Source organism: Sphingobium sp. CFD-1, assembly GCF_024611115.1.
In the GTDB taxonomy this organism is placed as follows: Bacteria; Pseudomonadota; Alphaproteobacteria; order Sphingomonadales; family Sphingomonadaceae; genus Sphingobium; species Sphingobium baderi_A.
On record NZ_CP084398.1, the window covers coordinates 67692 to 81041 of the forward strand.

Sequence of the window (13350 nt, forward strand, 5' to 3'; positions counted from 1 at the left end):
GAGAGGGCTTTGCCGGGCTTATGCGAAGTGCAGCGGCTTCACCGTCTTGACGCCGGTCAGCTTGCCGATCTCCTCACGCAGGCCGTCCGTCACCGCACCGTCGACCGACAGCAGCAGCACGGCTTCGCCGCCCTGGTTGCGGCGGCCCAGATGGAAGGTGCCGATATTGACGCCCGCCTCGCCCAGCGTCGAACCCAGACGGCCGATAAAGCCGGGCGCGTCCTGATTGACGATATAGAGCATGGTGCCGGTGAGGTCGGCCTCCACCTTGATGCCGAACAGTTCGACAAGGCGCGGCTGGGCATGGCCGAACAGCGTGCCCGCAACCGACTTGTCGCCCGATTCGGTGGTGACGGTGACGCGCACGAGGGTCTGGTAATCGCCTTCGCGGTCGTGGCGGACTTCGCGCACGTCAAGGCCGCGTTCCTTGGCCAGGAAGGGCGCGTTCACCATGTTCACCGTGTCGGAATAGACGCGCATCAGACCCGCGAGCACCGCCGCGGTGATCGGCTTCTGGTTGAGTTCGGCGGCATGGCCTTCAACCTCTACCGCAACGCCGGTGATAGCGTCGCCTTCAAGCTGGCCGACCAGCGAGCCGAGCTTTTCGGCGATCGCCATATAGGGCTTGAGCTTGGGCGCTTCCTCGGCCGACAGGCTGGGCATGTTGAGCGCGTTGGTGACGCCGCCCGATACGAGGAAATCGGCCATCTGCTCAGCCACCTGAAGCGCGACATTGACCTGCGCTTCGGTGGTCGACGCGCCCAGATGCGGGGTGCAGACGAAACCGGGCGTGCCGAACAGCGGCGAATCCTTGGCCGGTTCGGTTTCGAACACGTCCAGCGCCGCGCCCGCGACCTGGCCGCTGTCGAGCGCATCCTTGAGCGCCGCCTCGTCGATCAGGCCGCCGCGCGCGCAGTTGACGATGCGGACGCCCTTCTTCGTCTTGGCAAGGTTTTCGCGGCTCAGGATATTGCGGGTCTGGTCGGTGAGCGGCGTGTGCAGGGTGATGAAATCCGCCTTCGCCAGCAGCGTGTCGAGATCGGCCTTCTCCACGCCCATTTCGACGGCGCGTTCCGGGGTGAGGAAGGGGTCGAAGGCGACGACCTTCATCTTGAGGCCCAAGGCGCGGCTGGCGACGATGGAGCCGATATTGCCCGCGCCGATCAGGCCCAGCGTCTTGCCGGTGACTTCGACGCCCATGAAGCGGTTCTTTTCCCACTTGCCCTGCTGGGTCGAGACGTCGGCTTCGGGAAGCTGGCGGGCGAGCGCGAACATCAGCGCGATGGCATGTTCGGCGGTGGTGATGGAATTGCCGAAGGGCGTGTTCATGACGACGACGCCCTTGGCCGACGCCGCCGGAATGTCGACATTGTCGACGCCGATGCCTGCGCGGCCCACGACCTTGAGGTTGGTGGCGGCGTCGAGGATCTCCTTCGTCACCTTGGTCGAACTGCGGATGGCGAGGCCGTCATACTGGCCGATGATCGCCTTCAGTTCTTCCGGGGTCTTGCCGGTGATTTCGTCGACCTCCACGCCGCGTTCGCGGAAGATCGCGGCGGCATTGGGGTCCATCTTGTCGGAAATGAGTACCTTGGGCATGGGAATGCTCCTTGAATATGGTCCGTTCGGTTGAGCCGGTCGGAAGAGCCGGACAATGAAGGGCTTCGACAGACTCAGCCCGAACGATGACAGGTTGGATCAAGCGGCCTTGGTCTGGGCGTAGGCCCAGTCGAGCCAGGGGCCGAGCGCTTCGATGTCGGCGGTGTCGACAGTCGCGCCGCACCAGATGCGAAGACCGGCCGGGGCGTCGCGATAGCCCGCGACGTCATAGGCCGCGCCTTCCTTTTCGAGGAGGGCCGCAAAGCTCTTGATGAAGGCTTCGTCGGCGCCCGCGACGGTGAGGCACACGCTGGTCTTCGAGCGCGAGGGGGTGTCGGCGGCGAGATGGCCGAGCCAGTCGCGGTCCGCCACGATCTTGTCCAGAGCCGCCGCGTTGGCGTCGCTGCGGGTGATCAGGCCCTTCGCGCCGCCGACCGACTTGCCCCATTCCAGCGCGAAGATCGCGTCCTCGACCGCCAGCATGGAGGGGGTGTTGATCGTCTCGCCCTTGAACACGCCCTCGGCCAGCTTGCCCTTGCTCATCAGGCGGAACACCTTGGGCAACGGCCAGGCGGGGGTGTGGGTTTCGAGGCGCTCGACCGCGCGGGGACCGAGGATCAGCACGCCATGCGCGCCCTCGCCGCCCAGCACCTTCTGCCAGGAGAAGGTGGCGACGTCGATCTTCGCCCAGTCGATGTCATAGGCGAACACCGCGCTGGTCGCGTCGGCAAAGGTCAGCCCTTCGCGGTCCGCCGGAATCCAGTCGGCGTTCGGCACGCGCACGCCCGAGGTCGTGCCGTTCCAGGTGAACAGCACGTCGTTGCTGAAATCCACTGCCGACAGATCGGGCAACTGGCCATAGTCGGCGCGGATGATCGTGGGGTTGAGGTTCAATTGCTTGGCGGCGTCCGTCACCCAGCCTTCGCCGAAGCTTTCCCACGCCAGCGTCGTGACGGGCTTCGCGCCCAGCATCGTCCACATCGCCATTTCAAAGGCGCCGGTGTCGGAACCCGGCACGATGCCGATGCGGTGGGTTTCGGGCAGGTTCAGAAGCTCGCGCATCAGGTCGATGCAATAAGCGAGGCGGTTCTTGCCGATCTTCGAGCGGTGCGAGCGGCCCAGCGAATCCGTGGCGAGCGCAGCGGCACTCCAGCCCGGAGGCTTGGCGCAGGGACCGGAAGAGAAAAAGGGGCGAGCCGGCTTGGTGGCGGGCTTGGCGGCAGGCGCAAGAGTGGCGTCTGCGGCAGTCGTATCAGTCATGTAATGCTTCTCCTTACAGAGAGCACGCGCGGCGTTGGGACCGCGTGGCCCGCCGGTCGCCCTAAAGAGATCGGCGGGAGAGTCAAGAGCAGAACAAAATGCGACGAATCGAGGCCCGCGTTAACCACCGTCTGAAAAGAACGTGCTAAATGCTTGATTCATGGAAGAGCGGGCGTGGGACAATCTGTTTCGACGCGGCGCGGGCCTTGCCGCGCTGTTGACAATGACTTTGGCGTTGGCGGCATGCGGCGGCGACCTGGTGCCGCGCGGCCGGGTGAGCAGCGCGTCCAAACCGCATAAAGCCAAAACGGCCCGTCCCGCCGCTCCGCCGACGATGGAAGTGCGGCAGTGCATGGCGAAGCTGCAATCGCAATCCGTCGCCTTCACGCCACTGCCCGATCAGAATTTCGGCGGCGGATGCAGCGCCCTGGGCAGCGTCAAGCTGCTCGACATCGGCGTGCCCGCGACCAATCTGGGCGCGATGACGTGCAATCTCGCCGCCAATTTCGCGGCATGGGCGCGTTTTGGCGTGCAGCCCGCCGCCCGGTTGATCCTGGGCGCGGAGATCGTGCGGATCGAAACATTCGGCACCTATAATTGCCGCCCCATCGCGGGCAGCGGCAAGCTTTCCGAACATGCCCACAGCAATGCAATCGACGTATCGGCCTTCGTCCTGTCGGACGGGCGGCGCATTTCGATTGAGAAAGACTGGAGCGGCGACCGGCGCACGCGACAGTTCCTGGAAGTCATCCACGCCAGCGCCTGCAAGCGGTTCCGCACGGTGCTCAGTCCCAATTATAATGCCGCGCATCACGACCATTTTCATTTCGACATGGGCGGCAAGGGCGGCTTCTGCCGCTGACAAGCCCCCTTGGCATGCCCGCCTTTGCTGCCTAGTGGGTCGGCATGACCAAGAAAGAAATCGCCGAACGTAAATTCCGTCCGGCAAAGCAGGAAGCCGATGACGCCCGCAAGGCGATCGAAACGCCGCAGACCACCAGCGCGGCCTATCGTCTGGCCTTTCAGGATAATGAATTCCTGTTGCGGGAAGATTTGCGGCCCGTCCGGTTCCAGCTGGAACTGCTCAAGCCGGAACTGTTGATGACCGAAGCGCAGATCGAATCGACCTTCGTCTTTTACGGATCGGCCCGCATCCCCGAACCCGAAGAGGTGCAGGCGCGAATTGACGCCGCGACCACGCCGGAACAGCGGCGGATCGCGGAGAATCTGGGCCGGAAGGCGCGCTATTATGACGAAGCGCGCAAACTGGCGCGCATCGCCGCCGCCTATCCGCCCAATCCCGCCGGATGCCGCCATTTCGTCGTCTGTTCGGGCGGTGGCCCGTCCATCATGGAAGCGGCCAACCGGGGCGCGGCGGACATCGGGGCGCAGACCATCGGCATGAACATCGTGCTGCCGCATGAACAGGCGCCCAATCGGTTCGTGACGCCGGAGCTGTCCTTCCAGTTCCACTATTTCGCGCTCCGCAAAATGCATTTCCTGCTGCGCGCGCGGGCGCTCGCGGTCTTTCCGGGCGGCTTCGGCACGTTCGACGAGTTTTTCGAGCTGCTGACACTGGTGCAGACCGGCAAGATGAAGCCTATCCCCATCCTGCTGTTCGGTCGGGATTTCTGGAACCGCGTGGTGAATTTCGAGGCGCTGGCCGACGAAGGGGTGATCGCGCCGTCCGACCTCAACCTCATCACCTGGGTCGAAACGGCGGAGGAAGCATGGGCGGCGGTCGAAGCCTTTTACGAGGATATGGACGCGCCGGGTTGCGACTGAAAAGCGCAACTCGCCTTGCCCTTGCCCACCGGCGGGGATAGGGCGCGGTCATGCGCGCGGACCTTGCCCATATCGATTGCTGGATCTTCGATCTGGACAATACCCTCTATCCGGCGAAGGCGGACCTGTTCGCCCTGATCGACGTGAAGATGGGCGAGTTCATTCAGGGGCTGCTGGGTTGCGATCCGGTCGAGGCGAAGGCCGTGCAGAAACGCTATTTCATGGAGCATGGCACGACGCTTTCGGGCCTGATGCGGCATCACGGCATCGAGCCGCGCGCCTTCCTCGACTATGTCCACGATATTTCAATGGAGCGGCTGGAGGTGGACGCGGCGCTCAACGCCCGCATCGCGGCGCTGCCGGGGCGGCGGCTGATCTTCACCAATGGCGATGCGGACTATGCGGGGCGCGTGCTCGACCGGCTGGGGCTGGGGCAAGCGTTCGAGCTGATCCACGACATCCATGCCTGCCAATATGTGCCCAAGCCCGATCCGTCCGGCTATGCCGCGCTTTGCTCCACCCATGGGGTCGATCCGGTGCGCGCGGCCTTTTTCGAGGATATGGCCCGCAACCTGAAGCCCGCCAAGGCGATCGGCATGACGACCGTCTGGGTCAATAACGGATCGGAAGGCGGCAGCCACGATCACCATCCCGATTTCATCGATTTCGAAACCGATCATCTGACGCCATTTCTGGCCGACATCATTGGGGAAACATAATGACCGACCTGATCGCCACCATCGACGCCGCCTGGGAGGACCGGGCTAATGTGACCCTGTCCACGCAAGGCCCGGTGCGGCAGGCGGTGGACAAGGCGCTCAGCCTGCTGGACAGTGGCGAAGCGCGGGTCGCCGAACCGAAGGGCGACGGCTGGCAGATCAATCAGTGGCTGAAGAAGGCGGTGCTGCTGTCCTTCCGCCTCAACGACAATGCGATGATCGACAATGGTCCGGGCGCGGGCCATTGGTGGGACAAGGTGCCCAGCAAGTTCGCGGGCTGGGACGAAGCCGCTTTCCGCGCCGCCGAGTTCCGCGCCGTTCCCGGCTCCTTCGCGCGGGCGGGCTCGCATATCGCGAAGAATGTCATCCTGATGCCCAGCTTCGTCAATATCGGCGCGTTCGTGGATGAAGGCACGATGGTCGATACCTGGGTGACGGTGGGAAGCTGCGCCCAGATTGGCAAGAATGTCCATCTGTCGGGCGGCGTCGGCATTGGCGGCGTGCTGGAGCCGTTGCAGGCCGACCCGGTCATCATCGAAGACGACTGTTTCATCGGCGCGCGATCCGAAGTGGTGGAAGGCGTGCGGATCGGCAAGGGATCGGTGCTGTCGATGGGCGTCTTCATCGGCCAGTCGACCAAGATCGTCGACCGCACCACCGGCGAAATCTTCATGGGGCAGGTCCCGCCCTATTCGGTGGTCGTGCCCGGATCGCTGCCCGGCAAGCCGCTGCCCGACGGCACACCGGGGCCGAGCCTGTATTGCGCGGTGATCGTCAAGCGCGTGGACGCGCAGACCCGGTCCAAGACGGGCATCAACGACCTGCTGCGCGATTGAAGCGGGAGAAGGGCTCGTCCGTCCGTGGCGGGCGGGGCCTTCAGAAAAGCTGCATGTGGAAAAAGCGGCCCTTCACGCAATGGAGGGCCGCTTTGCATATCCGTCGCCGGGTGGACAGGGCCGGTGCGGCGATCCCTTCAGACAGGACCACCCAGCGACTTCACCAATGAAATGGCGGCGCGCATCCTTTGCGTCTGGACCAGAAGCAGGGCGCGTTGCGCGGAAAGAGCGTCCGTCTGTGCCGTCACCACCTCCAGATAATCCGATGCGCCGTCGCGATAGCGGGTGAGCGCCAGTTCGCTGGTCCGTTCGGCGGCATTGGCCGCGCTTTCCTGACTGATCGCCTGATCGGCCAGATAGCGGTTGGCGGCGATCGCATCCTCCACCTGGCGGAATGCCGTCAGCACCGTGTCGCGATAACCGGCGGCCAGTTCTTCATATTCGGCGCGGGAGATGCGAAGCTGCGCCTTGCGGCGTCCGCCGTCGAACAGCGACAGGATCGCCGATGCGGGACCGAGGCCCCAGAAGCTGTTGGGCGTCTTGAACAGATCGCCATGGGTGGTTTCATATCCACCGCCAAGGCCCAGCGTGACCGTGGGGAAAAAGGCTGCCTTGGCGACCCCGATACGCGCATTGGCCGCAAACATGCGCCGCTCGGCAGCGGCGATGTCGGGGCGCCGTTGAAGCAGTTGCGACGGCGCGCCCGTGGGCATGAGGGGCGCGGCAAGGGATTGCGTTTGCCGCTCAATGCGAAAATCCGATGCGACAGCGCCCACCAGCGCGGCGATTTCATGCTCGGTAGCGGCGCGTTCATTGGCGACGGCGGAAATCTGCGCGCGGGCATTGTCCAGCACGGTCCGGGCGCGATTGACGTCGATGCCCGAAGCGATGCCGCCGTCATGTCGCCGGACCGTCAGCGCATGAGCCTTGTCATAGGCATCGACCGTCGCGCGCAGCAATTCCGCCTCCGCATCCAGACCCCGCAACCGCGCATAGGCATCCGCGACGGCGGCTTGCAGGCTGAGGCGCGCGGAGGCCAGATCCTCTCCGCTCGCCTGCGCGTCGGCGCGCGCCGCCCTCACGCTGTTGCGAATACGACCCCAGAGATCCAGTTCATAGTCCAGCGAACCGCCGACCGTGAAATCATCGTAGGTCGATGCGTTGCCGTTTCCGCCGACACGATTGCCGGACAGACGCTGGCGGCTGGCGTCGGCGCCCGCGGCGATTTCGGGAAACAGGTCCGCTGTCTCCGCCCGCGCGGCGGCCCGTGCCTGATCGTATCGCGCGAGGGCGGCCGCCAGGGTGGGACTGGCCGCGGCGCTGCGCGCTTCCAGATCGTTGAGTATGGGATCGTTGAAGACTTCCCACCAATTGCCGCGCGGCAGGCCGTCCATCGGCTGGGCGGCGGTCCAGCCCTCGGCTTCGCTGAAATTCTGGGGGACACCTATATTCGGGGGTTGGTAGGCCGGCGCCATCGAACAGCCCGTCAGCAGCGCCAGCGCAACCGCCGCGATCCGGCGGCGGGCGATCATGCGCGATCCCCCTTTCCACCGGCGGGCTTCTGCACATGGACGCGATCGCCATTGTGGATCGCATCGGGAGGATTGTCGATGACGCGGTCGGCAGGGCTGATGCCCCCCGAAAGCTGGACCACATTGCCTTCGTCGCGCGCGATGGTCACGGGCTTCACGGTGACGCGCCCGTCCTTGCCCACCACAGCGACGGAAGGTCCGTTACCGCCATAGAGTATGGCGCTCCCCGGCAGGGTCAGGCCGTTGCCGTGACCGGGGACGACCTTGAAACTGACTTGCGTGAAAGCGCCGGGCTTGAGCGCGCCATCGGCATTGTCCGCCTGCAACTCCACCAGCACGGCGCCCGACTGCGTATCGACCGCGTCGGCACTGCGGGTCAGTGCGGCGGTAAAGGTCCGGCCGGGAAATTCGGGCAGCGCGAGAGTTGCGGCCATGCCGGAACGCAGCGACGCCGAATAGGCCTGAGGCACGCGCACATAGACACGCATCCGATGGATGTCGGAGACGGTGAAAAGGGGCTGGGCAGCAGCATTGCCGGACACGACCAACGCGCCGATCTGGGCCGATCGGCTGGTGACGATGCCGTCGAACGGCGCGGACAGACGGGTGAAGCCCTGAAGCGCCTGAAGACGCTTCACATTGGCGAGCGCGGCATTGGCGAGCGCGGTGCGGGCCGCCAGATCGCCGGCCTTTTCATCCGCCTCCTGTCGCGACACGGCGTCCTGCGCCAGCATCGAACTCCATCGCCTGGCCGTGATCGCGGCAAGCCGCTGATTGGCGAGCGCGGTCTGATAATCGGCCTGTGCCTGCGCCAGTTGCTGATCGACTTCCGGCGCATCGAGAATGGCCAGCGATTGCCCCGCGCGCACATGATCGCCGATGTCGGCCAGCCAGCGGCGCACATAGCCATTGGTGCGGGCATAGATGGCGGCGCTGTTATAGGCTTGCAGACTGCCCGGCAGGACCAGCGCGCCGGCATCGCCATTGGCGGTGGGCGCGATGACCGCGACGGTGGGGATGGCGGTATCGGCCGCCACCTGTTTCAGTTCGTTCGTCGCGTTGATCCGTGACGCCACGCCCAGCGCGACGATGATGATCGCCACTACGGCCGCACCGATGCCCACACGCTTCAGCGTGCGGTTGTCAGGCCCCGCGGGGGGAATGTCATTTTCGATTGAAGGGCTATGGGGATCAGACATGGCTTGGCTGCATTTCCGGAAGAGTGGCTTCTTGTCCATGCCTGCGATGGACCAGCGCAAAGACGGTTGGGACGAAGAAAAGGGTGGCGATAGTGGCGCAGAACAGGCCGCCGATGACGGCGCGGCCAAGCGGGGCGTTCTGTTCGCCGCCATCGCCCAGCCCCAGCGCCATGGGCGCCATGCCGATAATCATGGCCAGCGCGGTCATCAGCACCGGACGGAAACGTACCGTGCCCGCCTCGATCGCGGCTTTCGTCGCATCGCCCAGTTCGGCGAGCCTTTCCCGCGCGAAACTGACGACCAGGATCGAATTGGCGGTCGCAACGCCCATGCACATGATGGCCCCCGTCAATGCGGGAACCGACAATGTGGTGCCGGTGACGAACAGCATCCACACGATGCCGGCCAATGCCGCAGGCAGCGCCGTGATGATGACGAAGGGATCGACCCAGCTCTGGAAATTCACGACGATGAGCAGATAGATCAGCACGATTGCGCCCAGAAGGCCGAAGCCGAGGCCGGAAAAGGCCGTGTTCATGGTGGCGTATTGCCCGCGGATGGTGACGGTAGCGCCCTTGGGCAATTCCTTTTCCAGCGACCGGATCGCGCGCTGGATGTCGCCCGCGACCGCGCCCAGGTCACGGTTCTGGGTATTGGCGTAAATGTCGAGCACCGGCGCGATATTATAATGGGATACGACCGGCACGGTGTTCGACCGCGTTATGGTGGCGACGCCGCCCAGCGGCTGCGTCACGCCCGCGCCCGCCGCGCTGGATACCGGCACGTTGGACAGGTCGCTCATCGACTGCACCAGATATTCGGGCGCCTGCGCCACGACCGGATACTGCACGCCATTTTCCGGGTTCACGAAAAAGACGGGCGCGGTTTGCGACGTGCCGGCAAGCTGCGCGGCGAGGCTGGTGGTGACATCCCGTTCGTTCAAACCATATTGGCTGGCGCGGGAACGGTCGACGTCGACGTTGATCTGCGGCGCGCGGGCGGGCTGCTGGATGCGCGCGTCGGCCAGGCCGGGAATGGTCGAAATCTTCGCCAGCAGTTTCTGGGCATAGGCGCGGTTCGCTTGCCCGTTCTTGCCCGCGATCTGGATGTCGATCGGCGCGGGCGCGCCGAAGTTCAGGATCTGGCTGGTGATGTCGGCGGGCAGAAAGGCAAAGCTCGTTCCGGGAAAGCGGCGGGGCAGCTCGCGCCGCAGGATGGAGACGATCTCGCTGGTCGGACGATGCCCTTCCTTCAGGGCGATCAGCATGTCGCCGTCCTGCGGGCCGATGGTGCCGCTATTGTTGTAGACGGTGTTGATCGAACTGACGGGCAGGCCGATATTATCGGTGAGGGATGCCAGTTCGGCCGCCGGGATGATCTTACGCACCTCGCGGCTGATATGTTCGAAGCGGACGGCCGTATCCTCGATGCGCGATCCCACCGGCACGCGGACGTGCATGGCGATCTGGCCGGAATCGACGGCCGGGAAGAAATTGCTGCCCAATATCGGCAACAGGCCGAAGGACAGAATCACGACCGCAAGGAAGCCCAGCAGAAACGGCTTGCGCGCAGCCAGCGCCCGATGGAGCAGGCCGGTATAGCCGGTCCTCACCCTCTCGAAACGCGCTTCGAAGCCGCGCTGGAAACGGACCAGCGGATTGCGGGAGTCCGGCCTGCCCGCCAGATGGCCTTCGCCCGCATGATGCGGCTTCAGCAGATACATCGCCATTGTAGGCACCAATGTGCGCGACAGGACGAACGAAGCGACCATCGCAAAGACGACCGACAGGGCCATCGGCACGAACAGGAAACCCGCGACGCCCGGCAGCAGGAACATCGGCACGAACACGATGCAGATGCATAGCAGCGACACGAAGGCGGGCGTCACGATCTGCGCCGCGCCGTCGAGAATGGCGTCCAGCACGCCCTTGCCCTGCTCCAGATGCCAGTTGATATTCTCGATCGTCACGGTCGCGTCATCGACCAGGATGCCGACCGCCAGCGCCAGCCCGCCCAGCGTCATGACGTTCAGCGTCTGTCCGAATGCCGCCAAAGCCGCGACAGCCGCCAGGATCGCTAGGGGAATAGACAGGGCGATGATGACCGTCGAACGCCAGGAGCCAAGGAACAGGAGGATCATCAGCGACGTCAGCGCGGCGGCGATCACGCCTTCATGGATGACGCCTTGCACCGCCGCCTTCACGAACAGCGACTGATCGCCCAAGGGCAGGATCTTGAGCGTGTCAGGCAGGGTGGCGGCGATGTTGGGCAGGGCATCCTTGACGCCGGCGACGATGGACAGGGTGGACGTCGCGCCATTCTTCAATATCGTCAGCAGCACGGACCGGCTGCCTTCGACATGCACGATATTCTGCTGCGGACCGCTGCCGTCCCGGACATGGGCCACGTCGCGCATGGTGATGGTCGCGCCGTTCACCACCTTCACGGGCAGGTCGTTGAGCGCTTCGATGGAAGCGGGCGCATTGTTCAGCCGCACGCTATATTGCGTGTCGCCGATCTTGACGAAACCGGCCGGGTTGATCTGGTTCTGCGCCGCGATCGCGTTGCCCACATCCTGCGCCGACAGCCCCTTGGATTGCAGCGCCAGCGGATTGAGGTCGATCTGGACCTGACGCTGCCGCCCGCCGGAAGGATAAGGCATGGCAAGGCCGGGAATGGTCACCAACTGCGGGCGAATCTGGTTCTGCCCCATGTCGAAAAGCTGCTGTTCGGACATGCCCTTGCCCGACAGCGCGAGTTGCAGGATCGGGACGGTCGATGCGTTGTAGTTCAGGATGAGGGGCGGGGCGATGCCCGGCGGCATCTGACGCAGGACGGTCTGCGATATGGATGTCACCTGCGCCGTTGCCGTGCGGATGTCCGCGCCCGGCTGGAAATAGATTTTGACGATGCCGACGCCCTGGAAGGACTGGCTTTCGATATGCTCGATATCGTTGACGGTCGTCGTCAGCACCCGTTCATAGGGATCGGTGATGCGGTTCGCCATGTCTTCCGGCGGCAATCCGGCATATTGCCACGCCACCGCGATCACCGGGATACGGATGTTCGGGAAGATGTCGACCGGCGTCCGTATCGCCGTCAGGACGCCGATGACCGCGATCAGGATCGCCATGACGATGAAGGTCAGCGGCCTGTTGAGCGCAATCTTGACGATACCGATCATTCACGACTCCCCGAAAGCATCGCGGACGAAGGCCAGGACGCTTTCTGTTTCTTTCATGGCGAGAGCTGCTGGAGGCGGAAACATGGTGATGCCTGGCGTCCAAAAGGCGGGGCCAACAGGTTGGATACTTGAATGTGACATCGCTCGGGAAGCCCAGAAGCGCGCGCGGTTTTAGGGGGCAAAGCCCGCGCTCGGCATGCGGTAGGACATTCCCGTCACGACGCCACATTCGCATCGTCCATGGCGGTTTGTATTATCTGCGTCTAATATATAATATGGCTTGATTGATATTCAGGACGACTTAATTATGGAGCTGAGGCATTTGCGCTATTTCCTCTGTGTCGCGGAAGAAATGCATTTCGGCCGCGCGGCGCTCAGGCTCGGCATTTCGCAGCCGCCCCTCAGCCAGCAGATTCGGGCGCTGGAAGACGAACTGGGCGTACGCCTCTTCGACCGGACCAGCCGCCGCGTACGCCTTACCGAAGTGGGCCGGCTGTTCGAGCCGGAAGCGCGCCAGACCCTGATGCAGGCGGAACGGGCAGTGCAGATCGCCCGCATGGCGCATCGCGCGGAGATCGGGCGGCTTGTGCTGGGCTTCACCGTATCGGGGCCTTTCGTGCCGTCGGTGGCGCGGGCGTTGTATCGGTTCCGCCAGTTCTACCCCGATGTCGAATTGATCCTCCAGGAACAGGAACGGGGCGAGCAGATCGAAAATGTCCGCAATCGCCAGCTCGATATCGGCATGGTGCGCGACTATCAAAGGCCGATCCTGCCCGATGGGCTGGTCACGCAATGCCTGCTCCAGGAAGACATGGTGCTGGCGTTGCGGGCGGATCATCGGCTGGCGGTACGTCCCGAACCGCCGCGCATCCAGGACCTGGCCAACGAACCGCTGGTTCTTTTCGGCGCGGCCAACGGCACCGGCTTTACCGAGTATTTCTTCGCGCGGTGCGAACAGGCGGGCTTTGTGCCGCAGATCGCGCATGAGGCCCGCAGCCTCGCGACATTATTGGGTCTGGTAGCCGCGGGTTTCGGCCCGACGATTATGGCTCAGTCCATGGTCAGGCTGCACATGGACAATGTCGTCAATCGCCCTTTCCATCCCCCTGTCCCCAGTTCGCTCTGGTTGATCTATAATGAGGATATTTCGCCTACGGGGCAGGCATTTCTGGACACATTGTTCGAAGAGCGGCCCTGAAAAGCGGCGCGCGCCGATCGGATTGCGGCTGTCCTTTC

At 64.2% G+C, this 13350-nt stretch carries 10 protein-coding genes; 5 read left to right on the forward strand and 5 right to left on the reverse strand.

Annotated elements, in window-relative coordinates:
- Window positions 1-18 precede the first annotated feature (18 nt).
- Together serA and LDB26_RS00345 are read right to left on the reverse strand one after the other, a co-directional pair.
- Complete coding sequence (serA, locus tag LDB26_RS00340) at window positions 19-1599, reverse strand: phosphoglycerate dehydrogenase (RefSeq protein ID WP_062062851.1); 1581 nt, start codon at window positions 1597-1599, stop codon at window positions 19-21.
- Between the two features lie 99 nt (window positions 1600-1698).
- Window positions 1699-2859 (reverse strand): phosphoserine transaminase, encoded by a 1161-nt coding sequence (locus LDB26_RS00345; protein ID WP_257539668.1) that lies wholly within the window; start codon window positions 2857-2859, stop codon window positions 1699-1701.
- 160 nt (window positions 2860-3019) lie between these two features.
- Between LDB26_RS00345 and LDB26_RS00350 the strand changes: the two genes are divergently transcribed.
- The 4 genes from LDB26_RS00350 to dapD are packed head-to-tail and all read left to right on the forward strand — an operon-like array spanning window position 3020 to window position 6199.
- Window positions 3020-3721 carry an extensin family protein gene (locus tag LDB26_RS00350; protein WP_062062856.1) on the forward strand — a complete coding sequence of 234 codons (702 nt, stop codon included), beginning with the start codon at window positions 3020-3022 and terminating at the stop codon, window positions 3719-3721.
- 44 nt (window positions 3722-3765) lie between these two features.
- The gene (locus tag LDB26_RS00355) at window positions 3766-4644 is read left to right on the forward strand and encodes an LOG family protein (protein WP_257539670.1); all 879 of its coding nucleotides are present in this window, start codon (window positions 3766-3768) and stop codon (window positions 4642-4644) included.
- Window positions 4645-4694: 50 nt separating this feature from the next.
- Window positions 4695-5363 carry a pyrimidine 5'-nucleotidase gene (locus tag LDB26_RS00360; RefSeq protein WP_257539673.1) on the forward strand — a complete coding sequence of 223 codons (669 nt, stop codon included), beginning with the start codon at window positions 4695-4697 and terminating at the stop codon, window positions 5361-5363.
- Window positions 5363-6199, forward strand: a complete 837-nt coding sequence (gene dapD / locus LDB26_RS00365; RefSeq protein WP_257539675.1) for a 2,3,4,5-tetrahydropyridine-2,6-dicarboxylate N-succinyltransferase — start codon at window positions 5363-5365, stop codon at window positions 6197-6199. The genes LDB26_RS00360 and dapD overlap by 1 nt, the downstream gene beginning before the upstream one ends.
- 137 nt (window positions 6200-6336) lie before the next feature.
- On the opposite strand, the gene LDB26_RS00370 is transcribed toward dapD, so the two are convergent.
- From LDB26_RS00370 to LDB26_RS00380, 3 genes are read right to left on the reverse strand one after another with little or no spacing between them, the layout of a single operon-like run.
- A complete protein-coding gene (locus LDB26_RS00370) occupies window positions 6337-7731 on the reverse strand; it encodes an efflux transporter outer membrane subunit (protein WP_257539679.1) in 1395 nt (464 codons plus the stop codon).
- Window positions 7728-8930 (reverse strand): efflux RND transporter periplasmic adaptor subunit, encoded by a 1203-nt coding sequence (locus LDB26_RS00375; RefSeq protein WP_062062870.1) that lies wholly within the window; start codon window positions 8928-8930, stop codon window positions 7728-7730. The genes LDB26_RS00370 and LDB26_RS00375 overlap by 4 nt, the downstream gene beginning before the upstream one ends.
- Window positions 8923-12114 carry an efflux RND transporter permease subunit gene (locus tag LDB26_RS00380; protein WP_257539681.1) on the reverse strand — a complete coding sequence of 1064 codons (3192 nt, stop codon included), beginning with the start codon at window positions 12112-12114 and terminating at the stop codon, window positions 8923-8925. Before LDB26_RS00380 ends, LDB26_RS00375 begins: the two co-directional genes overlap by 8 nt.
- A gap of 307 nt (window positions 12115-12421) precedes the next feature.
- Here LDB26_RS00380 and LDB26_RS00385 point away from each other — a divergent pair, with 307 nt between their 5' ends.
- A complete protein-coding gene (locus tag LDB26_RS00385) occupies window positions 12422-13312 on the forward strand; it encodes a LysR substrate-binding domain-containing protein (RefSeq protein WP_062062875.1) in 891 nt (296 codons plus the stop codon).
- The last annotated feature ends 38 nt before the right edge of the window (window positions 13313-13350 follow it).